At 65.2% G+C, this 22,032-nt stretch carries 20 protein-coding genes; 14 read left to right on the top strand and 6 right to left on the bottom strand.

Features of this window, described 5'->3' with window-relative positions; genetic code table 11:
* The first annotated feature begins 84 nt into the window (after window positions 1-84).
* From guaB to A9D12_RS12995, 3 genes are all read left to right on the top strand, one after another.
* Complete coding sequence (guaB, locus tag A9D12_RS13005; RefSeq protein ID WP_068352509.1) at window positions 85-1,539, top strand: IMP dehydrogenase; 1,455 nt, start codon at window positions 85-87, stop codon at window positions 1,537-1,539.
* 9 nt (window positions 1,540-1,548) lie between these two features.
* Window positions 1,549-2,727, top strand: a complete 1,179-nt coding sequence (locus tag A9D12_RS13000; protein ID WP_068352508.1) for an RsmB/NOP family class I SAM-dependent RNA methyltransferase — start codon at window positions 1,549-1,551, stop codon at window positions 2,725-2,727.
* A 62-nt stretch (window positions 2,728-2,789) separates the two neighbouring features.
* Window positions 2,790-3,290, top strand: a complete 501-nt coding sequence (locus A9D12_RS12995; protein ID WP_197489826.1) for a tetratricopeptide repeat protein — start codon at window positions 2,790-2,792, stop codon at window positions 3,288-3,290.
* A gap of 12 nt (window positions 3,291-3,302) precedes the next feature.
* Here A9D12_RS12995 and A9D12_RS12990 read toward each other — a convergent pair whose 3' ends face one another.
* A complete protein-coding gene (locus A9D12_RS12990) occupies window positions 3,303-3,740 on the bottom strand; it encodes an RNA pyrophosphohydrolase (protein WP_082925657.1) in 438 nt (145 codons plus the stop codon).
* Window positions 3,741-3,778: 38 nt separating this feature from the next.
* A complete protein-coding gene (locus A9D12_RS12985) occupies window positions 3,779-4,729 on the bottom strand; it encodes an alpha/beta hydrolase (protein WP_068352505.1) in 951 nt (316 codons plus the stop codon).
* A gap of 96 nt (window positions 4,730-4,825) precedes the next feature.
* Here A9D12_RS12985 and A9D12_RS12980 point away from each other — a divergent pair, with 96 nt between their 5' ends.
* The 3 genes from A9D12_RS12980 (at window position 4,826) to A9D12_RS12970 (ending at window position 8,586) form a co-directional block, all read left to right on the top strand.
* Window positions 4,826-5,776 (top strand): metal-dependent hydrolase, encoded by a 951-nt coding sequence (locus A9D12_RS12980; RefSeq protein ID WP_068352503.1) that lies wholly within the window; start codon window positions 4,826-4,828, stop codon window positions 5,774-5,776.
* Window positions 5,777-5,904: 128 nt separating this feature from the next.
* Window positions 5,905-7,296: a cryptochrome/photolyase family protein gene (locus A9D12_RS12975; protein ID WP_068352500.1), complete on the top strand. Its 1,392-nt coding sequence runs from the start codon at window positions 5,905-5,907 to the stop codon at window positions 7,294-7,296.
* Window positions 7,297-7,365: 69 nt separating this feature from the next.
* Complete coding sequence (locus A9D12_RS12970) at window positions 7,366-8,586, top strand: serine hydrolase domain-containing protein (protein WP_068352498.1); 1,221 nt, start codon at window positions 7,366-7,368, stop codon at window positions 8,584-8,586.
* A gap of 138 nt (window positions 8,587-8,724) precedes the next feature.
* On the opposite strand, the gene A9D12_RS12965 is transcribed toward A9D12_RS12970, so the two are convergent.
* The 3 genes from A9D12_RS12965 to purF form a co-directional block, all read right to left on the bottom strand.
* Window positions 8,725-9,072 carry a PilZ domain-containing protein gene (locus A9D12_RS12965; RefSeq protein ID WP_068352496.1) on the bottom strand — a complete coding sequence of 116 codons (348 nt, stop codon included), beginning with the start codon at window positions 9,070-9,072 and terminating at the stop codon, window positions 8,725-8,727.
* Window positions 9,073-9,215: 143 nt separating this feature from the next.
* Window positions 9,216-9,938, bottom strand: coding sequence for an SDR family NAD(P)-dependent oxidoreductase (locus A9D12_RS12960; protein ID WP_068352493.1), 723 nt, complete (start codon window positions 9,936-9,938; stop codon window positions 9,216-9,218).
* Window positions 9,939-9,944: 6 nt separating this feature from the next.
* The gene (gene purF, locus A9D12_RS12955) at window positions 9,945-11,426 is read right to left on the bottom strand and encodes an amidophosphoribosyltransferase (RefSeq protein WP_068354517.1); all 1,482 of its coding nucleotides are present in this window, start codon (window positions 11,424-11,426) and stop codon (window positions 9,945-9,947) included.
* Between the two features lie 239 nt (window positions 11,427-11,665).
* Between purF and A9D12_RS12950 the strand changes: the two genes are divergently transcribed.
* The 5 genes from A9D12_RS12950 to dnaE all read left to right on the top strand — a co-directional run bounded on the left by A9D12_RS12950 (window position 11,666) and on the right by dnaE (window position 18,033).
* Window positions 11,666-12,919, top strand: coding sequence for a lipoprotein-releasing ABC transporter permease subunit (locus A9D12_RS12950; protein ID WP_082925561.1), 1,254 nt, complete (start codon window positions 11,666-11,668; stop codon window positions 12,917-12,919).
* Window positions 12,912-13,604 (top strand): ABC transporter ATP-binding protein, encoded by a 693-nt coding sequence (locus tag A9D12_RS12945; protein WP_068352490.1) that lies wholly within the window; start codon window positions 12,912-12,914, stop codon window positions 13,602-13,604. Before A9D12_RS12950 ends, A9D12_RS12945 begins: the two co-directional genes overlap by 8 nt.
* Before the next feature lie 55 nt (window positions 13,605-13,659).
* Window positions 13,660-13,947 (top strand): hypothetical protein, encoded by a 288-nt coding sequence (locus A9D12_RS12940; protein WP_068352489.1) that lies wholly within the window; start codon window positions 13,660-13,662, stop codon window positions 13,945-13,947.
* Window positions 13,948-13,975: 28 nt separating this feature from the next.
* Window positions 13,976-14,455, top strand: coding sequence for a glutathione peroxidase (locus tag A9D12_RS12935; RefSeq protein WP_068352488.1), 480 nt, complete (start codon window positions 13,976-13,978; stop codon window positions 14,453-14,455).
* 77 nt (window positions 14,456-14,532) lie between these two features.
* On the top strand, window positions 14,533-18,033 hold the full coding sequence (gene dnaE, locus A9D12_RS12930) for a DNA polymerase III subunit alpha (protein ID WP_068352486.1): 3,501 nt from the start codon (window positions 14,533-14,535) through the stop codon (window positions 18,031-18,033).
* 45 nt (window positions 18,034-18,078) lie between these two features.
* Here dnaE and A9D12_RS12925 read toward each other — a convergent pair whose 3' ends face one another.
* Window positions 18,079-19,224, bottom strand: coding sequence for an OmpA family protein (locus tag A9D12_RS12925; RefSeq protein WP_068352485.1), 1,146 nt, complete (start codon window positions 19,222-19,224; stop codon window positions 18,079-18,081).
* Window positions 19,225-19,471: 247 nt separating this feature from the next.
* Here A9D12_RS12925 and A9D12_RS12920 point away from each other — a divergent pair, with 247 nt between their 5' ends.
* Genes A9D12_RS12920 through A9D12_RS12910 form a run of 3 tightly spaced genes read left to right on the top strand, consistent with a single transcriptional unit; the run spans window position 19,472 to window position 22,020 of the window.
* The gene (locus A9D12_RS12920; protein WP_068352480.1) at window positions 19,472-21,079 is read left to right on the top strand and encodes a long-chain fatty acid--CoA ligase; all 1,608 of its coding nucleotides are present in this window, start codon (window positions 19,472-19,474) and stop codon (window positions 21,077-21,079) included.
* Window positions 21,066-21,593: a GNAT family N-acetyltransferase gene (locus A9D12_RS12915; protein WP_068352478.1), complete on the top strand. Its 528-nt coding sequence runs from the start codon at window positions 21,066-21,068 to the stop codon at window positions 21,591-21,593. Before A9D12_RS12920 ends, A9D12_RS12915 begins: the two co-directional genes overlap by 14 nt.
* Entirely contained in the window at window positions 21,586-22,020 is a 435-nt protein-coding gene (locus tag A9D12_RS12910; RefSeq protein WP_068352476.1) for a DUF1330 domain-containing protein, read from the top strand. The genes A9D12_RS12915 and A9D12_RS12910 overlap by 8 nt, the downstream gene beginning before the upstream one ends.
* Window positions 22,021-22,032 lie beyond the last annotated feature (12 nt).

The raw sequence follows: 22,032 nt of genomic DNA, 5'->3' as shown, positions 1-22,032 counted from the left end.
AAAAGGCAATCCGCGGTTACATGGGCCGCCACGAATCTCCCGCCAGAGGAGATGCCTCCCTATACTCTCGCGAAAGTGGCGCTCATGGATATCCCGCTCGGTCTGACCTTCGATGACGTTCTGCTCCGCCCGGCGGAATCGAGCGTGCTGCCGAGCATGGCGGACACCTCGACCCGGCTGACGCGCGAGATCGCGCTCAATATCCCGGTCTTGTCCTCGGCGATGGACACCGTGACCGAAGCCGACATGGCGATCGCGATGGCGCAGCTTGGCGGGATCGGCGTGCTCCACCGCAATCTCGATGTCGAGGCGCAGTGCGCCGCGGTGCGCGCGGTCAAGCGCTATGAAAGCGGGATGGTGGTCAACCCGATCACGATCCACCCCGATGCGACGCTGGGCGATGCGCAGGCCCTGATGCAGGCGCACCGGATCAGCGGTATCCCGGTGGTCGACGCGGCGGGCAAGCTGGTCGGCATCCTCACCAACCGCGACGTGCGCTTTGCCGAGAACGCGCAGCAGCCCGTGCGCGAGCTGATGACGACCGAGAACCTCGCCACCGTGCCGCTGGGCACGAGCCAGGAAGACGCGCGCCGTCTGCTGCACGCGCGCCGGATCGAGAAGCTGCTGGTGGTCGACGATGCCTTCCACTGCATCGGCCTGATCACGGTCAAGGACATCGAAAAGGCGGTCAATTACCCCCACGCCACCAAGGACGCGACCGGACGCCTGCGCGTTGCAGCGGCGACCACCGTGGGCGATGCCGGCTTTGCCCGCACCGAAGCGCTGGTCGATGCCGAAGTCGACGTGATCGTGATCGACACAGCGCACGGCCACAACGTCGAAGTCGCGCGCGCGGTCGAACGGGTCAAGCGTCTGTCGAACACGGTGCAGGTGATCGCGGGCAATGTCGCCACGGCAGAGGCGACCCGCGCGCTGGTCGATGCGGGCGCCGATGCGGTCAAGGTCGGGATCGGGCCGGGGTCGATCTGCACCACCCGCGTGGTTGCGGGCGTGGGCGTGCCGCAGCTGACCGCGATCATGGAAAGCGCTGCCGAAGCCGCCAAGTCGGGCGTGCCGGTGATCGCCGATGGCGGGCTGCGCACTTCGGGCGATGCGGCCAAGGCGCTGGCCGCCGGCGCATCGAGCATCATGGTCGGATCGATGCTGGCCGGCACCGCCGAAAGCCCGGGCGAGGTGTTCCTCTATCAGGGCCGCTCCTACAAGGCCTACCGCGGGATGGGCTCTGTCGGCGCGATGGCGCGCGGCAGCGCCGACCGCTACTTCCAGCAGGACGTTTCCGCCATGAAGCTGGTGCCCGAAGGCATCGAAGGCCAGGTGCCGTTCAAGGGCCCGGCAGCCAATGTCGTCCACCAGCTTGTCGGCGGGATCAAGGCTGCGATGGGTTACACCGGATCGAACACCATCCCCGAATTGCAGCAACGCGCGCAGTTCGTGCGGATCACCAATGCCGGGCTTTCCGAAAGCCATGTCCACGACGTCGCGATCACCCGCGAAGCGCCCAATTATCCCACCCGCTGAGGAAACACCATGACCCCCGCCGCAAGAGTCCAGGCGGCGATCGAGCTGCTCGATACCGTTATCGCGTCAGCCCGGGCCAAGGGCGCGCCCGCTGACCGGATCATCGCCGAATATTTCCGCACCCGCCGCTATGCCGGCTCCAAGGACCGGCGCGCGGTGCGCGATCTGATCTACCGCGCGATCCGGTTGTGCGGGCCCGTGCCCGCCAATGGCCGCGCCGCGATGCTGGCTGTCGCCGCGCAGGACGAAAGCATCGCCGCTTTGTTCGACGGCTCGCCCCACGGCCCTGCCGCGCGCGGCGAAGGCGAGAAGGTTGCCAGCACCGGGCTTGCCCCCAAGTGGCTCGCCGCAGCCTTGCGTGCGTCCGATCTTGGCGGGCGCGAGATTGCCGCGCTGCTCGACCGTGCGCCGCTCGACATCCGGGTCAATGCGCTCAAAGCCGACCGCGAAAGCATTGAACTGCCCGAAGCGGGTGAGCCGCTGACCAGCGCGCAGGGGCTGCGCTATCCCTCGGGCGTGCAGGTCGAACAATGGCCTGCCTACCTCGACGGGTTGATCGAAATTCAGGATCTCGGCAGCCAGCTGATCGTCGAGGCGCTGCCGGTGAAACCCGGCGATACGATCGTCGATCTGTGCGCGGGTGCGGGCGGCAAGACGCTGGCGCTGGCCGCACGGCTGGGCAATGCGGCAAGCCTCGTTGCCGCCGATACCGACAAGCGCCGGCTGGGCAATCTTGCGCCGCGCGCCGCGCGGGCGGGCGCGGCGGTCGATCACATCGTGCTGCTCGATCCGGGCAATGAGATGCGCGCTCTCAACCACTGGGTGCGCAAGGCCGATCATGTGCTGGTCGATGCGCCGTGCTCTGGCAGCGGCACATGGCGCCGCAGCCCCGAGGCGCGCTGGCGGCTCGACCCGGCGGAACTTGCGCGGTTGAACAGGCTGCAGGACCACGTGCTCGATCTGGGCGCGCATCTGGTGCGCCCCGGCGGGACGATGGCCTTCGTCACGTGCTCGGTGCTCGATGCCGAGGGGCCGGACCGCGTTGCCGCCTTCCTGACGCGCCATCCGGACTGGAGCGTGATCGAACTGTCGCTCCCGGTCGGCGCGCCGCGCGGCGGCGGTGTGCGGCTCGAACCGCTGCGCGACGGGACCGATGGATTTTTCATCGCGTGCCTTCGCGCGCCGTGATAGCATCGCTGGATATGGTCCAGCTTTCCGGTTCCCGGTCGCAAGCATTGAAGGAGCTTCTGATGCGTTTTGCAGCCCCTGCCGCCGCCTTGTCGCTTTGTCTGATGATGAGCGCGAGCATCTCGCTGGCAGGCGGCGCGGGAACGCCCGATCCGCGCGCGGCGGCATTGATCGCGCAAGGTCAGGCGCTGCTCGCCTCGGGCGAAGCGCAGGGCGCGACCGATGCCTTCGAAGCCGCACTGGCGGTCGACCCGGCCTATACGCCGATCTTCGTCGATCTGGCCGAAGCTGCGCGGCTGCAGGGCCTGCCGGGCAAGGCGATCGGTTACTACCGGCAGGCGCTGGCGCGCGATCCGGGCAGCTATGCCGCGATCGCGGGTGAAGGCGCGGCGCTGGTCGAAAAGGGCGCGCTGGAAAAGGCCAAGGGCAACCTTGCCAAGCTGAAATCGCTGTGCGGCGATGGCTGCCGCGAGACAGCCGCGCTCGAAGCCGCGATCGCGCGCGGCGTGCCGCCAAGGCTGGCGGTCGAAAGCAAGAACGATACGGGGCCGGCTGCGAACTGACCGCGGGGGGCGTCAGATCAGGTCGCGAAACTCGGCCAGCACTTCCTCGTAAACCGCACGCTTGAACGGGATGATCAGCTCGGGCAGCTGATCGGGTGCGATCCAGCGCCATTCGTTGAATTCGGCCGGATCATGCGCGTTGAGGTCGATATCGGCATCCTCGCCCAGAAAGCGGCCCAGGAACCAGTGCTGTTCCTGCCCGCGATACTTGCCCTTCCACACTTTGCCGACGAGTTCGGGGGGCAGATCGTAGCAGATCGGGCGCGATGTCTGCGCGATCACCTCGACCTTGTCCGCGGGCACACCGACCTCCTCCTCAAGCTCGCGCAAGGCAGCTTCGCGCACGTCTTCGCCCTTGTCGATCCCGCCTTGCGGCATCTGCCAGTAGCCGTGCGCCGAAGGGTCGATCCGCTGGCCGACGAAGACGCGGCCCTCGGCATTGACCAGCATGAAGCCCGCGCAGGGGCGATAGGGAAGGTGGTCGAAGCTCACGCGGGGTTCTCCAGCATGAAGCGCATCGCGGCGATGATGCGTTCAAGATCGCGTTGGGCGCTCGGCACTGCTGCACGCAGATTGGTGAAGGAATGCGTGACGCCGCGCATTTCGAGGAACACGCAGTCGCGCCCCGCATCGACCAGCGCGCGTGCATAGGCGCGGCCCGAATCGCGGATCGGATCGAGACTGGCGGTAACGACGATCGTGGGCGGGGCGCTGGCGTGGTCCGACAGGATCGGGAAGCCGCGCGGATCGCTGCGGTCGGCGGCGTAGGCGGCATCGAAAAAGCCCATCGTGTCGGCGGTGAGCAGGAAGCCGTCGCTGAATGCCGCCATGCTGTCCGAACCGATCGCGTCGGCCACCAGCGGGAAGATCGGCACCTGCAGCACCACCGGAACATCCGCCGGGTTCGCCCCGAGCATCTGGCTTACGACCACGGTTGCATTGCCGCCCGCGCTGTCGCCGATGGTGATGATCCCGCTCGCGATGAGGCCCAGTTCGGCCGGGCTCGAGGCGACCCAGCGCGCCGCCGCCTCGCAATCGAGGATCGCGGCGGGGAAGGGCGCTTCGGGCGCGAGCGCATAATGCACCGCGACCACCGGAAGATCGGCGAGCGCGGCGATTTCGCTGCACAGCGCGTGGTGCGTGTCGAGATCGCCGATCACGAAGCCGCCGCCGTGGAAGAACACGATCACGGGAGAGGCCTCGCTGCGGCTTTCGCGCGCGTCATAGAGGCGCAGCGGAATATCGCCCGCCGGGCCGGGGCAGGCCAGATCACGGATCACCGGAAGCTGCCGCGCCGGGCGGTCGGCGATCCCGTGCATCGCGACATAGGATTGCCGCGCCTCGGCCAGCGTCATGTCGGCAAGCTTCGGGCCGTTCACCTGCGCCATCATGTCGAGGAAGGCCTTCATGTCGGGCCGGATGAAAGGCGCGTCGGTCATCGTGGTTCTCTCCCGTGTCTTCGGCGCAAGCGATAGGCGCTGCGCCCGCGGATTTCCACTCGCTAGATTGGCGACGGCGCGCTAGCCATCCTTTCCATGGACAATCTGACACATAGCCTCGTCGGCGCGGTCATGGGGCAGGCGGGGCTGAAGCGCACCACGGGGCTTGCCATGCCCGCGCTGATCATCGGCGCGAACCTGCCGGACGTGGACGCGGGGTGTTTCTTCTGGCTGGAGGGCACCGAACATCTCGCCTTCCGCCGCGGCATCACCCACGGCCCGCCCGCGCTGGTGCTGCTCCCGTTGATTCTGGCGGGGATATTGTGGGGCTGGGACCGGTGGCAAACGAAGCGCGGCGCCCGGCCCGAGGGGCGGCTACCGGTGCGCTTCGGGTGGCTCTACGCGATGGCCTTCATCGGGTGCCTCAGCCATCCCTTCTTCGACTGGCTCAACGTCTACGGCATCCGGCTGCTGGAGCCCTTCTCCTCGCAATGGTTCTACGGCGACACGCTCTTCATCATCGACCCGTGGCTGTGGGCGGTGCTGATCGCGAGCATCTGGGTGTCGCGGCGTCGGGAGAAGGCGAGGGGCAATTGGGCACGCGCGGGTCAAGTCGGGCTGGCAGCGGCGCTGGCCTATGTCGGGATGAACGGCGCCGTCACCTGGTTCAACTACCAGACCCGGGGCATGACGACCGAACCCTATCCGCAAGCCCATATCGCAGCGCCTGTCCCGCTGGCATTCTGGCGCCGCGAACAGATTGCCCGGACCTACGACGGGCGATGGATCTCAAGCGATTGGGAAGGAGCGGCAATTGGACATGGGTACGCCAATTCCGCGGAGACCCAGTGCAAACTGCCCAATCTCGCTGCCGCCCGACGCACCAATTCCCAGCTTGATGCCTTCCTGTTCTGGTCGCGCGCGCCATTTGCGACGCGGGCGGCGGATGGTTCGGTGATCCTCTACGACGCCCGCTTTTACGATCCGCGCGCGCGGGACCGATTCTCGGTCGCGCTGCCGGATGTGCGGTGTAAGCCTTTGCCATAGTCCGTCATGCTGAACTCGTTTCAGCATCCATTGTGCCCCACCGAGCCGACATTGCGACAAGAGGAATGGATCCTGAAACAAGTTCAGGATGACGGCGTTGGGTGGGTTTGGATCAATTAGAGTATCAAATGCCCCAAACCCAACTCGTATGGCTGCGGAGAGACCTTCGCCTTGCCGATAATCCTGCGCTTTACCACGCCGCCAAGGCTGGCCCGGTCATCGCGGCCTATGTCCTCGACGAAGAGAGCCCCCGGCATCACGCCTATGGCGGAGCCTCGCGCTGGTGGCTGCATCATTCGCTGGAGTGCCTTGCCAAGAGCCTTGAGGCCAAGGGCAGCAAGCTGATCCTGCGGCGCGGCGATGCGGTGGCGGAACTGGCGAAACTCGCACAAGAAACCGGCGCAACGACGATCCACGCCAACCGCCATTACGAACCGTGGTGGAGAAAGGCGCAAAAGAAGCTCGCCGAAAGCCACGCGCTCGAACTCTACGACGGCAATTACCTGATGCCGCCGGGCAGCATCACCACCGGCAGCGGCGGGCAATACAAGATCTACACGCCCTTCAGCCGTGCCGTCCGCGCAGAATTCCCCCCACGCGACGAATTGCCTGCGCCCGAAAGGCTCGAAGCGCCCGAAAGCTGGCCTGCAAGCGACGATCTGGCCGGTTGGAACCTGCTCCCCACCAAGCCCGACTGGGCCGGCGGGATGCGCGGATTCTGGGAGGTGGGGGAAGATGCCGCCCACGCGCGGCTCGATGCCTTTGCCGACGATGTCGACGACTATGACGACAAGCGCAATTTTCCCAGCGTCGACAAGGTCTCGCGCCTGTCGCCGCACCTCCATTTCGGCGAAATAACCCCGGTGCAGATCTGGTACGCGTTCAAGCACAAACGCTCGGCCGGGTGGCAGACCTTTGAAGGCGAGCTGATCTGGCGCGACTATGCGCAGAACGCGATTTGCCAGTTTCCCGACTATGCAAGCCGGAACTACCGCGAGGATTTCGACCGGCTGCCCTGGCGCGATCCGGCGACCGATGCGAAGGCCGCCAGCGACCTCAAGGCATGGCAGCAGGGCCGCACCGGATACCCGATCGTCGATGCCGGGATGCGCCAGCTGTGGCAGACCGGGTGGATGCACAACCGGGTGCGGATGATCACCGCAAGCTTCCTTATCAAGCATCTGCTGATCGACTGGCGCGAGGGGGAAAAGTGGTTCTGGGACACCTTGTGCGATGCCGATTATGCGTCCAACGCGACCAACTGGCAGTGGACCGCGGGCACGGGGGTCGACAGCAACATGTTCAGCCGGATCATGGCCCCGCTGACCCAGTCGGAAAAGTTCGATGCCGCGGGTTACATCCGCGAATATGTGCCCGAACTGAAGGGTGTGGACGCGCCGCACATCCATGATCCCGACGAATTCGGTCGGCGGCCATCGGCCTATCCGCGCAAGATCATCGGCCACCGCGAGGCGCGCGAGCGGGCGCTGGCGGCATTGAAGGTGGTAAAATCGCGGTAGGAGAGGGCTTGCCCGGCGTCCCCGCACCGGCCTATGCCCCCTCGCGACAAGACACGAGAGGGTGACACGATGGGTTTGAGACACGCGATGCTGGCGGGCGCGGCAATGGTGCTGGGCTTGGGCGGACCGACGCTGGCGCAGGCGCAAACCGCACGCGAGACACCTGCGCTGGCCAAGCCACCGCAATATCCCGAAACCCCCGATGCGCGTCTGACCCAGCCGCCGCAGCGCGATCCGGCCGATCTGCAGGTGTTGTTCTGGACCGATGCGCAGCGCAGCGAGCGGTTCCGGGCGATGGAGCAGTGGTTCGCCGGGCACGAGGTCGCCGCCGCCGCCAATCCGCGCAGCCTTCCGGCGGGCGAACCGCTCGGGGCCGAACTTCAGGCGGAAATCTCGCGGCTGATGGCCGATACAGGCACCGCGGGCGTGATGGTGCTGCAGGACGGCAAGGTGCGTTACGAATCCTATGGCCTCGGCCTTGGCCCGCAGGATCGCTGGACCAGCTTCTCGGTCGCCAAGAGCTTCACCTCGACGCTGCTGGGCGCGGCGGTGAAGGAAGGGCGGATCAGCATGGATGATCCGGTGACCAGATATATCCCCAAGCTTGCGGGCAGCGCCTATGACGGGGTGACCGTGCGCCAGCTTGCGACGATGACCAGCGGGGTCAAGTGGAACGAGGATTACACCGATCCCAATTCCGATGTCGCCAAGACGCAGAGCTTCGTGATCGAGCATGGCGGCGATGCGATCGTGGCGCAGATGCGCTCGCTCCCGCGCGAGGCCGAACCGGGCGCGAAGTGGGTCTACAAGACCGGCGAGACCAACCTGATCGGGGTGCTGGTGGAAAACGCGGTCGGCGTGCCGCTGGCCGAATATGCCAAGGCCAAGATCGTCGATCCGGCAGGCTTTGCGGGCGATCTGTTCTGGATGGTCGATCCGCGCGGCGGGAATATCGGCGGGTGCTGCCTGTCGGTCCGGCTCGCCGACTATGCGCGCATGGGCCAGTTCGCGCTCGACGGCGGGAATGGCGTGGTGCCCGATGGCTGGTTTGCCGAAGCCACGGGCAGCGCGGTCGATTTCGGGGACACGGGCTTCGGCTATGGCTACCAGTGGTGGACCTATCCGAAGGGCACCTACGGCGCGCAAGGGATCTTCGGGCAAGCGATCACGGTCTTCCCCGACAAGCGGCTGGTGTTCGCCTATGTCGGCAACTGGAAGACGGCGAGCGGCGGGCCCGAACGCGGGCAACTGCTCGATCTGGCGCGCAAGGTTGCCGCGAGCGTCGAATAGGCTTGGGGGAAGGGGCGTTCGGGCGGTGTCAGGCGCCTGCCTGACCCCCTCCAGACCCCCTCTTGCCCCGTTCAGACGGCGTGTTGCCTGCGCAAAGAGCGATGTTTCACATGAAACATTGCTGTGTGCGCGGCGGAATCAGATCACCTGCCGGAACGTCCCGACATTGCTGTAACGCTGCAGGATGTTGTCGTGCACGATCGGGCTGAGCAATTCGTTGAACGCGCAGCCGACGATGCAATTGTCCCACCAGATCACTTCGGCCTGCAAGGACTCCAGACCGGGCAGCGTCAGCCAGCACATCTGGCCCTCGTGCATGCGGTTGATCGACGAGGCCGAAAAGCCCGAGATCGACAGATCCTGCACCACGCTCTGGAACGCGCGCCCGCCCGACGCGCGCAAGGTCGCCGGGATCGTCAGCCGTGTGCGGACACTGCAACGGTCCTCCTGAGAGGCGGTGCGATAGGGATCGGAGCTCTGCGGCATTGCCGTGTTACCTTGTGTCGAAGCCTGCGGTCTCACCGGGCTGGTCAGGCCCGGGCGGGAAGATGCACCCTGCGGTGCTAAGCAATGGCTTCGGACAATAGTTAACGGCTGCGTAGGGATGATCGCGCAGGGCGCGCCTGCGATCAGCCGATACGTTCGCGGTGGAGCGTGTCAAAGCCCTGCGTCAGCAGCGCGACCAGCCGGTCGGCGACGACTTCGGGGCCTTTCAGCTTTTCGGCATCCTCGCCCGGATAGGCGCGCGCGCGCATCTCGGTGCGGGTCGCACCCGGATCGATGATCGCCACCCGCAGCGGCGACAGGCGCTCAACCTCTGCGGCGTAGGTTTCGAGCAGGTTCTCGAATGCCGCCTTGGTCGCGCTGTATGCCCCCCAGTAGGGGCGCGGCGCGGTGCCGACCGAGCTGGTCAGTCCGATGATCCGCCCGGCCTTGGCATGGCGCAGCATCGGATCGAACCCGGCGATCAGCGCCTGCGTTGCGACGACATTGGTGAGCAGCGCCTGGTTGAACTGCTTGGGCTCCATTTGCGAGGCCGGGGTCAGTTCGGGGAGGTAGGCCGCTGCCAGCACCATGATGTCGATGCTGTTCCAGCGCCCGCCGATGGCATTGGCGAGCCGGCTGATCGCTTCGGGTTCGGTGAGATCGAGCGGAGCGATGGTCGATGTGCCGCCGTCAGCGTGGATCGCATCCTCGACCTCTTCGAGTGCCTTTACCTTGCGCGCGACGAGAATCACGTGCGCGCCTGCCGCGGCAAGCGCCTTGGCAGTGGCGGCGCCGATCCCGCGGCTGGCGCCGGTGACGAGCGCGGTCTGACCGGAAAGCGGCTTGGTCGAAGTGGTGTCGGTCATGGGATGTCAGGCAGCCTTGGGATCAGCGAAGGGAAGCTCGGCGTTGCGGGCTTCGGCCAGCGCGAGGTCGGTGAGCGAGGTGGGATATTCGCCGGTGAAGCAGGCATCGCAGAATTGCGGGCAGGCGCTGTCGCGCTTTTCCTTGCCCACCGCGCGGTAAAGCCCGTCGATCGAGATGAAGGCAAGGCTGTCGGCCTTGATGAATTCGCGCATCGGTTCAAGGTCCATCCGCGCAGCCAGCAGCTTGGAGCGTTCGGGCGTGTCGACACCGTAGAAGCAGGAATGCGCCGTCGGCGGGCTGGCGACGCGGAAGTGGACTTCCTTGGCACCCGCCTCGCGCATCATTTCGACGATCTTGAGGCTGGTCGTGCCGCGCACGATCGAATCGTCGATCAGCACGATCCGCTTGCCTTCGACCAGCGCGCGGTTGGCGTTGTGCTTGCGCTTCACGCTCGAATGGCGCGCGCCGTCGCCCGGCTGGATGAAGGTGCGCCCGACATAGTGCGAGCGGATGATGCCGAGTTCGAAGGGCAGGCCCGATTGCATCGCAAAGCCGATTGCGGCGGGCACCCCGCTGTCTGGGACGGGGACGACAAGATCGGCCTCGCACGGGGATTCGATCGCAAGCTGCATCCCGATCGCCTTGCGCGCTTCATAGACCGATCGGCCCGCAAATACGCTGTCGGGGCGGCTGAAATAGACGTGCTCGAAGATGCAGGGCCGCGCCGGCGGGCTGCCGAAGGGGCGGACCGAGCGGATCTCGCCAGCAAAATCGACCAGCACCAATTCGCCCGGCTCGACTTCGCGGATGACTTCGGCGCCGACGACATCGAAGGCGACGGTTTCCGAGGCGAAGGCGATCGCATCGCCCATCCGGCCCATTACAAGCGGACGGATGCCCAGCGGATCGCGGCAGGCGATCATGCCTTCGGGCGTCATCACGATCAGCGCATAGGCGCCTTCGACAAGCCGCAGCGCATCGACCAGCCGGTCGGCGATGGTGGGATAGCGCGAAGTGGCGACGAGGTGGATGATTACCTCGGTATCCGAGGTCGACTGGAAGATTGAACCCTTGGTCACCAGATCGGTGCGCAGCGCCATCGCGTTCGAGATATTGCCATTATGCGCGACCGCGAACCCGCCGCTGGCCAGATCGGCATAAAGCGGCTGGATATTGCGCAGGCCCGATCCGCCGGTGGTGGAATAGCGCACGTGGCCTGCGGCCATGTGGCCGGGCAACGCGGCGATGGCATCTGACGATGAGAAGTTCTCGGCCACATGGCCAAGCCCGCGGCGGGCGTAGAATTCCTTGCCGTCGAAACTGACGATCCCGGCGGCTTCCTGACCGCGGTGCTGGAGCGCGTGGAGGCCGAGCGCGGTCGTGGCCGCAGCATCGCCGGCGCGGATCACGCCGAAGATCCCGCACTCCTCGCGCAGCTTGTCGCCATCGGCGTCGAGGAAGGGATGTGTCACATTGAGGGGCGTCATCGCATCACCGAAAAGGTTTGCCGCGAACCCGGCCGCCGCGGCGCCCCGCTCCAATGGCGATGTGACAGCGCAATTACAAGGCAAAGCACGCCGGACCGCGCGCTCTTTTTGGCGACCGGCGTGTGACCGATGCGACGGAACGGGGTGGCGCGGCGCGGCAATGCGCACGGGGATTGCGGCAGGATGATGCGCGCACTACAGGCAGGTTTCAGCCAACAACGGGCGCACCTGAACCTTTTATGCTCTCCCCTTTTGAACGAATGATCGCCAAGCGGTATCTCTGGCCGGGCAAGTCGGAGGCCTTCATTGCGCTTGTCGCCGGGATATCGGTGGGAGTGGTGATGCTCTCGGTCGCGATGCTGGTGATCGTGATGAGCGTGATGAACGGCTTTCGCGGCGAACTGCTCGACAAGATCACCGGGCTGAACGGTCATGCGGTGGTGCAGGCCTATGGCGGCCGGATCGACGACTGGCAGTCGGCGGTCGCCGATCTCAAGCGCACGCCGGGTGTGACCAGCGCGACCCCGATGATCGAAAAGCCGCTGCTGGTGAGCGTCAACGGCAATGTCGAAGGCATCCTGGTGCGCGGGCAGATGCCCGACAACCTCGCCGCGATGCGCGACAAGGTGCTGATGGGCGACATGGCCAGCCTGTCGGCGCCGGTGACGGGCGAGGGCTTCCCGCGCGTTGCGGTGGGCAGCCGGCTGGCGCAGAACCTCGGCATCCGCGTTGGCGACGTGATCACCATCATCAATCCTGCGGGCCGCGCCACGCCGTTCGGCACCACGCCGCGGCAGGTGCCTTATGAAGTCGGCGCGATCTTCGAGATCGGGATTTCGACCTTCGATGAAAAGTTCATCATGATGCCGATCAGCGAGGCGCAGAACCTGCTGCTGATGGGCGATGCGGTGGCGCAGATCGAAGTCACAGTGGACGATCCCGACAAGGTCGGCGAAATCCTCGCCCCCGTGGCCGAGCGGCTTTCGGGCCGCGCGGTGATCGCGGACTGGAAGACGATGAATTCGGCCCTGTTCGAAGCCCTGCAGGTCGAACGCGTCGCGATGTTCTTCGCGCTGTCCTTCATGGTGCTGGTGGCGGCGTTCAACATCCTGTCCAGCCTCGTGATGCTGGTGCGCGCCAAGACCCGCGATATCGCGATCATGCGCACCATGGGGGCGACCCGCCGTTCGCTGCTCAAGATCTTCGTCACGACCGGGACAACCGTAGGCGCGATCGGGACGATGGCGGGTCTGCTGCTGGGCGCGCTGGTGCTGTATTTCCGCGAACCGATCGTCGGCTTCATCACCTTTGCCACGGGGCAGGAAATCTGGGACCCGCAGGTGCGGTTCCTGTCGACCCTGCCGTCGCGCACCGATCCGTGGGAAGTGACGGGCATCGTGCTGCTGGCGCTGACGATGAGCTTCCTTGCGACGCTGTATCCCGCCTTGAAGGCCGCCAATACCGATCCTGTGCAGGTGCTGCGTTATGAATGATGGCCACAACCCCGGCGCGCCGATCGTCAGCCTCAAGGGCCTGAAGCGCAGTTTCGAGCAGGGCGGGCACCGGATCGACGTGCTGCGCGATGTCAATCTCGACATCATGCCGGGCGAGATCGTCGCCTTGCTGGGGCCTTCGGGTTCGGGCAAGTCGACGCTGCTTCAGGCGGTTGGCCTGCTTGAAGGCGGGTTCGAAGGATCGATCACGATTGCCGGCAGTCAGGCGGAACACCTCGCCGGAGACGACCGCACCGCGCTGCGCCGCGATCACCTTGGCTTCGTCTATCAGTTCCACCACCTGCTGCCCGATTTCGATGCGCGCGAGAATGTGATCATGCCGCAGATGATCCGCGGCACCCCGCGCGCCGATTGCGAAGCGCGCGCGGACAGCCTGCTGACCAGCCTTGGCCTTGGCGCGCGCCTGACGCACCGGCCCAGCCAGCTGTCGGGCGGCGAACAACAGCGCGTTGCGGTCGCCCGTGCGCTTGCCAACCGGCCGACGATGGTGCTGGCGGACGAGCCGACCGGCAATCTCGACGAGAAGACCTCGGACACCGTGCTCGCCCAGTTCCTGTCGCTGGTGCGCGGTGAAGGCAGCGCGGCGCTGGTCGCGACCCACAACGAACGGCTGGCGGCACGAATGGACCGCGTGGTGCGACTGAAGGATGGCGTGCTGGTCTGACGGGCGGAACCTTCGTCGGCCCGCGTGGCTTTGTGGCGGTCATAAGGAGAATACCATGACCGACCACCCCAGCACCTTCAATGGCGAGACTATCGCGTCCGGCGCGATCGCGTGGGACGACCGCGCCTCGCTCGTTTCGGCAAGCGCCGATGCGCCCCACGGCGAAGGCGGCGCGACGCTGCTGCGCGGCTCGTTTGCCGAAATGATCCGCCACATCACGCATCTGCCTGCGGCCGACCGCAGCCGCTATGTCATCCGCAAGGCGGGCGACCGGACCTACACCGCGGACGAGGCGATGGCGCTTGCCTCGGAACCCGGTTTTCCGGCAGACGGGATCATCTGACGTCAGCCCTCCGACTGGAGCCACAGCGATGACCACGATTGCCGACTTCACCGTCACCACCAATCGTGGTCAACCGCTCGATCTCAAGGACAAGCTCGGCACCGTGCTCTTGGTGGTCAACACCGCGAGCAAGTGCGGTTTCACCCCGCAATATGACGGGCTCGAAAAGCTGTTTCAGCAATACCGCGATCGCGGGTTCGAAGTGCTGGGTTTCCCCTGCAACCAGTTCGGCGCGCAGGAACCCGGCAATGCCGACGAGATCGAACAGTTCTGCAAGGTCAATTTCGGCGTCACCTTCCCGCTGATGGAAAAGGTCGACGTCAACGGCGCGGACGCCTCGCCGCTGTTCGATTGGATGAAATCCGAGAAAAAGGGCCTCATGGGCACCAGCGCGATCAAGTGGAATTTCACCAAGTTCCTGATCGACCGGCAGGGGCGCGTGGTCAAACGCTACGCCCCCACCGACAAGCCCGAAGCGATTGCCCGCGACCTCGAAAAGCTGTTGTGATCGCACGCACCGCCCTGTGCACAGGAAAGGGCTGCGAAAAGGTTTGAGAATCGCCGCGACTTCCTAGATTGGCTCTCATGCCCTTTGCCCCCTTTGTTCCGCTGCGTGTGATGTCGTCCTATTCGATGCTCGAAGGGGCAATCGATCCCAAGGACATCGCCAAGCTCGCAAAGGAGCGCGGCTATCCCGCGATTGCGATCTGCGACCGCAACGGGCTTTACGGGATCATGGCGTTTGCCGCGGCGTGCAAGGCCGAAGGCGTGCAGCCGCTGATCGGCGCATTGGTCGGGGTCGCGCGCGACGATGCGCGCACCGTGGTCGATCATCTCGCGCTGTTTGCGCAGGACGACACGGGATACGACAATCTGTGCCATCTGGTTTCGGCGGCGCACCTCGACCGCCCGCTCGAACGCGACCCGCATGTCACGCTGACCGATCTCGAAGGGCGCACCGGCGGGCTGATCGCATTGACCGGCGCGGGCGAGGGCGGGTTGACCCGCCTGCTCGCCGAAGGGCAGCACGATGCCGCCTTGCGGCTTGCCGAAAGCCTTGAAGCGCTGTTCCCCGGCCGGCTTTACATCGAGCTGGCGCGCAATGGCGATCCGGTGTGCGAACGCGCGGAGGACGCGCTGATCGATCTGGCCTATGCGCGCAATCTGCCGCTGGTCGCCACCAACCCCGCCAACTTTGCCGAGCCGCACATGCACAAGGCGCATGACGCGATGCTGTGCATTGCCAATTCGACCCAGATCGAAGCCGACGAACGCCCGCGGTCGAACCCGCAGGCCTTCGTCAAGCCGGCGAGCATGATGGCCGAAGCCTTTGCCGATCTTCCCGAAGCGACCGCCAACACGCTGGTCGTTGCGCAGCGCTGCGCCTTTGCGCCGCCCTATCGCAAGCCGATCCTGCCCAGCCTTGCGGGCGATCTTGCAGGCGAGGCGCGGATGCTGGCCGAAGATTCGCGCCGCGGCCTCGAAGCGCGTCTGGCGGCCTATCCGGAACTGACCGAGGAAGAGCGCAAGGTCTATTTCGACCGGCTCGAATTCGAAATCGACGTAATCGTGAAGATGGGCTTTCCCGGCTACTTCCTGATCGTCGGCGATTTCATCAAGTGGGCCAAGGACAACGGCATTCCGGTGGGACCGGGGCGTGGTTCGGGTGCGGGCTCGGCGGTGGCATGGGCGCTGACGATCACTGACTTGGATCCGATCAAGCTGGGGCTGCTGTTCGAACGCTTCCTTAACCCCGAACGCGTGTCGATGCCCGACTTCGACATCGACTTCTGCGAAACGCGCCGCGGCGAGGTGATCCGCTATGTGCAGGCCAAATACGGCAGCGACCACGTCGCGCAGATCATCACCTTCGGCAAGCTGAAAGCTCGCGCGGTGCTGCGCGATTGCGGGCGCATTCTGCAGATGAGCTATGGGCAGGTCGACCGGCTGTGCAAGATGGTGCCAAACCATCCGACCGACCCCTGGCCGCTGCCGCGCGCATTGAACGGCGCGGCCGATTTCCGCAAGGAATACGACACGCATCCCGAAGTGAAGCGGCTGGTCGATCTGGCGATGCAGCTTGAAGGCATGCCGCGCAATTCCTCGACCCACGCGGCGGGCGTGGTGATCGGCGATCGGCCGCTGGCGCAGCTGGTGCCGCTTTACCGCGATCCGCGCTCTGACATGCCGGTGACGCAGTTCGACATGAAATATGTCGAATCCAGCGGGCTGGTGAAGTTCGACTTCCTCGGGCTGAAGACGCTGTCGGTGCTGAGAAAGGCGGTCGACCTCCTCGAAAAACGCGGGATCACGATCGATCTGGGCGCGCTCCCGCTTGATGATGCACAGGTCTACGCGCTGATGCAGACCGGCAATACCGTGGGCGTGTTCCAGCTGGAATCCGAGGGGATGCGGCGCACGCTGAAGGCGGTGAAGCCGACCAACTTCGGCGACATCATCGCGCTCGTCTCGCTCTATCGGCCCGGCCCGATGGACAACATCCCGCTGTTCGGCCAGCGCAAGGCCGGGCAGGTGCCGATCGAATATCCGCACCCCAAGCTCGAAGGCATCCTGTCCGAAACCTACGGCATTTTCGTCTATCAGGAACAGGTGATGCAGGCCGCGCAGGTGCTGGCCGGTTACTCGCTGGGCGATGCAGACTTGCTGCGCCGCGCGATGGGCAAGAAGGTGCAGGCCGAAATGGACGCCCAGCGCGGCCGGTTCGTCGAAGGCTGCAAGACCCATTCGGATATCGAACCCAAGCGCGCCAACGAATTGTTCGATTTGATCGACAAGTTCGCAGGCTACGGCTTCAACAAGTCGCACGCTGCCGCCTATGCGTTGCTCGCCTATCAGACCGCTTGGATGAAGGCGCATTATCCGGAAGAATTCTACGCCGCCTCGATGTGCTTCGACATGCACCAGTCGGAAAAGCTCAATGTCTTTGTCGACGATGCGCGCCGCTATCCGGGCAGCGCGGGCGGGGTGGAAATCCTTGCCCCGTGCATCAACGCCTCGGAGGCCGAATTTACGGTCGAGCAGACCGACCATGGCTATGCCGTGCGTTATGCGCTCGCCGGGATTCGCAATGTCGGCGAAAAGGCGATGGAAGCGATCGTGGCCGAGCGTCAGGCAAACGGGCCCTTCGCCAGCCTCAAGGACCTGTTCGAGCGCGTGCCGCAAGGGACGATGAACCGTCGCCAGCTGGAAGGGCTGATCTGCGCCGGCGCGTTCGACGGGCTCGAACCCGATCGCGCCTTGCTTTTCGCCAACGCCGACATGCTGATGGCGGTCGCCGATGCTGCCGCGCGTGAACGCTCAAGCGGGCAGGCGGGATTGTTCGGCGGGGATGCGGGGCCTGCCGAAGACCTGCGCCTGCAACCCTGCGCGCCGTGGAGCCGTCCGGAAAAGATGGCGAAGGAGCGCGAGAATTTCGGGTTCTATTTCTCCGCCCACCCCGTGCAGCAATACCGCGAGGCGGCCAGTGCCAACGGTGCGCGCACCTATCAAAGCCTGATGGAAGCGGGCGCGCCGCCGGGGGGCAAGGGATCGGCGGCGATGGCGGCGCTGGTCGAAGGGATCACCAAGGCGCGCACCCGCAAGGGCGCGATGTTCGTGCGCGCGGATTTCTCGGACAGTTCGGGCCAGTTTTCCGCTGCCTGTTTCGAAGAGGCGCTGGTGCCCGATTTCGAACGCTGGGCGCAGGCGGGCGAATGTCTGCTGCTTTCGGTCGAACTCGACGCGCCGAGCGTCGATGAGCCCCCGCGCCTGACCGTGCGCGGAGCAAAGCCGCTGTCGGCGGTGAGCGGATCGACCGCGATGGAATTGACCGCGGAAATCAGCAGCCTCGAGGCTTTGCGCGAATTGCACAGCGAGCTGACTGCGGCGCGCGGCGATCGTCCCGCGGGGGTGAGCGAAGTGACGGTATGGCTGGTGCTGGCGAGCGGCGAGCGGGTGAAGCTGAGGCTCGGGCGCAATTTCGTGCTGACGGGCGAATTGGCCGAGCAGCTTTCGGCAGTTCCCGGGATCGCCAAGGTCACGCTCGCGCCGCTCAAGAAACGCGGCAATCTCAGGCTGGTGGCATAAAAAAAAGGGGGCCGGATCGCTCCGGCCCCCTTCCTTGGGGATTGCTTACATTCCCGAACCCGGGCCGTAGGTCACTTCCACGCGGCGGTTCTGTGCTTCGCGCACACCGTCGGCGGTCGGGACGCGCGGCTGGGTTTCGCCGAAGGCCTGCGCCATGATCTGGCCGGTGGGGATGCCGCGGCCGTTCAGATAGCTGCGAACAGCTTCGTTACGACGCTGGGCGAGGCCCTGGTTGTACTGTGCGCTACCCGCGGCATCGGTGTGACCGGCGAGCATGACGCGTGCCGAACCGCAGTTGGCGTAAGCGTTGACGGCATTGTTAAGGATGCCGGCAGCTTCGGGGCTGACGTCCGAACGGTCAAAGTCGAAGAACACGATGTAGGGGCCCGTGTTGCACTGTGCCACCGGCGGCGGCGGGGGAGCAACGACCGGCGCCGGCGGCGGCGGAGTATAGACGGGGGCCGGTGCCGGTGCGACCACCGGGGCGGGCTCCGAACGGCCGCCGAGGTTGACGGTCAGGCTGGCGAGTACCGAGTGAGCCGAGTAGTTGGCGCGCAGATCGTTGCCGTTGGCGGCCTGCAGGCGGAAATCGTCGATGTTGAAGTAACGATACTTCACGCCGAGATCGATGTTGTCGTTCACGGGGAAGCGGAAGCCGCCGATCAGCTGCCATGCGAAATCGGTTTCGCCGTCATCGACGACCGTGCCGACGCCAGCGACTTCGACGGGCAGGTGCAGACGGGCAACGCCCACGCCGCCGCCACCGAAGACCTGGAAGCCATCGTCATCGCCGATGTCGACCATCGCGTTGACCATGCCGCTCCAGATTTCGAGATCGCGCTCGTTATCGACCACGGTGCCGACCGGCACGGCGACGCCGGCGGGGAGGATCGCCGCGTTGTCGACGCGCAGGTTGCGGTAACCGTTATTCTTGTAACCGCCTTCAGCTTCGAGACGGAAGCCGCCGAAGTCGTAGCCTACGACCACGTCGGTATCGAGACCCATCTTGGTGCGTGCGGTTGCCGCGCGAACGAAGGTGTCTTCGGCAGCCGGGGTGTTGGCATCGACCGTCACCTTGTCCTTGAAGCTGACGCCGCCGTTGATGCCGATATAGGCTTCGCCATCGCGTGCCTGTGCCGGCATGGCGATGATGGCAGCAACGCCTGCCAGCAGGAGCCCTGTTTTCTTCATGTGATGTTCCCTCAAAATTTGGTCAATTCGGTCTGTCATCAGTGCGCCATGCCGCAACCGGCTCTGTTCGCACTTGCGATAGGTCGGGGGTAAGCAGCGGCCAGCGCCAATTGTTCCATCTCTTTTTTTCGCGAAGTCTCAGGGTTCTGCCGAACCGATTGCCAACCCCGATGGGCAAAGGCATGAAAGGCACACGAACCCGACAATACGCGTGGGCAAACCACCGCGAAAAAGGAGAGAGACGAGCATGGCGAATGCACGCCTTGGCGCAATGCAGGACTGGACGATGCGGGTGACGGCGGTGATCGATCACGCCGCGCGCGAGGCGGGGGAGCGCGAGATCGTGACCCGCTGGGCCGATGGCAGCATCACCCGGACCAATTGGGCAGGAATTCGCAAGGATGCCTGCAAGATGGCGCAGGCGCTCCAGCGGCTCGGCCTGAGGCCCGGCGACAAGGTGGCAAGCCTTGCCATGAACCATTCGCGCCATCTGGTCAGCTGGTATGGCGTGGCGGGGATGGGCGGGGTGCTGCATACCGTCAACCCGCGCCTGTTCGACGACCAGCTCGACTATATCGTCAACCACGCCGAAGATCGCGTGCTGTGCTATGACGCCGCTTTCCAGCCGATCGTCGACCGAATGAAGGACCGCTGGCCCACGGTCGAACATTATATCTGCTACGACAGCGGCGACCACGCGCCCGCCTTCGAAGACTGGATTGGCAGCGAGGATGGCGATTTCGAATGGGTCACCGGGCCCGAAAACGATCCCTGCATGATCTGCTACACAAGCGGAACCACGGGCAATCCCAAGGGTGTGCAATACGAACACCGCTCGACCGTGCTGCACGCGATGGCAGGGCTGCAACCGGCGGCCTTCAATTTCTCCAGTGCGTCAGTGATGCTGCCGGTGGTGCCGATGTTCCACGCGGCGAGCTGGGGCCTGCCCTATGCGGGCGCGATGGCGGGGATCAAGTTCGTGTTCTCGGCGGTCAACGATCCGGCGGTGCTGCACGATCTGATGATCGGCGAAGGCGTAACCGACAGCGCGGGCGTGCCCACGGTGTGGCTGGCGCATTTCCAGTATTGCGATGCCAACGGCCTCGACCTGCCGCCGCTCAAGGCCGCGACCATCGGCGGATCGGCCGCGCCCAAATTCATGATCGAACGCCTGCTCAAGAACGGCACCCGCGTCCAGCACGCATGGGGGATGACCGAAACCTCGCCGATCGGCACGGTGGGCGGGCCGACCTGGGACTGGGACAGCCTCAGCCTCGAAGAAAAGGTCGAAAAGACCGCGATGCAGGGTCGGCCAATCTTCGGGGTGCAACTGCGCACGGTCGACCTTGCCGACATGACCACCGAATTGCCGCGCGACGGAAAGACCAGCGGGGCGCTCCAGATCCGCGGGCCGTGGATCATCAAGCGCTATTTCAAGGCAGAAGCTGACGCGGTAGGCAATGACGGCTGGTTCGATACCGGCGATGTCGGGATCATCCATCCCGACGGCACCCTGCAACTCACCGACCGCACCAAGGACGTGATCAAGTCGGGGGGCGAGTGGATTAGCTCGGTCGAGCTTGAAAATGCCGCCTGTGGGCATCCGGGCGTGGCCGAAGCCGCGTGCATCGGCATTTTCCATCCCAAATGGGACGAACGCCCGGTGCTGTTCGTGGTCAAGAAGGCCGGAGCCGAGGTCACCTCCGAGGATATTCTGGAACACCTCAAACCGCAGATCGCGAAGTGGTGGATGCCCGACGCGGTCGAGTTCGTCGACGATATCCCGCACACGGCAACGGGCAAGATCAGCAAGAAGGATCTGCGCGAACGGTTCAGGGATTATGCGCTTGGCTGACATCGCAATCCGGCCTGCGTGTCCGGGGGATGCGCAGGCTGTGTGCGATATCTATGCCTTTCACGTCGCGCACAGCACGGCAACCTTTGATACTTCCGCGCCTGATACGGGCGCATGGCGTGAAAAGATCGGCGACTTTGCCGCGCGCGGGCTTCCCTTTCTGGTTGCCGAGCGGGAGGCCGCCGTGGCCGGCTATGCCTATGCCGCGCTGTTCCGCGAACGGGCCGCCTACGCGCATACGTGCGAGGACAGCATCTATCTCGCCGATGCTGCCCGCGGCATGGGAGCGGGGACGGTTCTGCTCGGCGCGCTTGTGGTCGCCGCACGCGCCGCGGGCTTTGCCCAGATGATCGCGGTGATCGGCGGAGGCGAGCCGGCGTCGGTCGCGCTGCATGCCAAATGCGGCTTCGTCCATGCGGGGCGGATGCGGCAGGTCGGCTGCAAGTTCGGCAGGCTGCTCGATACCGTGTATATGCAGGCCGATCTTACGGGGAAGGGATGGGACAATGGCTGAGTTTCACATCGATCCAAGTGCGGCGAATTTCGCAGCGTTCAAGAACCTGCCGCGCGATACGCCGATCAACATGCTCAACCTGCTGCAATACCGCGACACCGCGGCCTATCCCGCAGGGCACGAACATGCGGGCAAGGGTTGGAGCGGGCGTGAGGCTTACCGCGAATATGGCCGGACAAGTGCGCCCATTTTTGCGCGGGTCGGCGGCACGATCCTGTGGCGCGGCCGCTTCGAGACGATGGTGACAGGGCCAGAGGCCAAGCAGTGGCACGATGGCTTCATCGCGCAATATCCTGATGCCAATGCGTTTTTCGCGATGATAAAGGACCCGGAGTATCAGCAGGCGGTCGTGAACCGCACGGCGGCCCTGCGCGACAGCCGGTTGATGCGCTTTGCCCCAGGGGAGGCGGGCGAAGGGTTTGCCTGAACCCACGGTAGC

Origin of the sequence: Erythrobacter neustonensis (assembly GCF_001663175.1) — a bacterium.
In the GTDB taxonomy this organism is placed as follows: Bacteria; Pseudomonadota; Alphaproteobacteria; order Sphingomonadales; family Sphingomonadaceae; genus Erythrobacter; species Erythrobacter neustonensis.
Note: the sequence above shows the minus strand (reverse complement) of the source record. Positions and strands in the feature narration are given on the sequence as shown.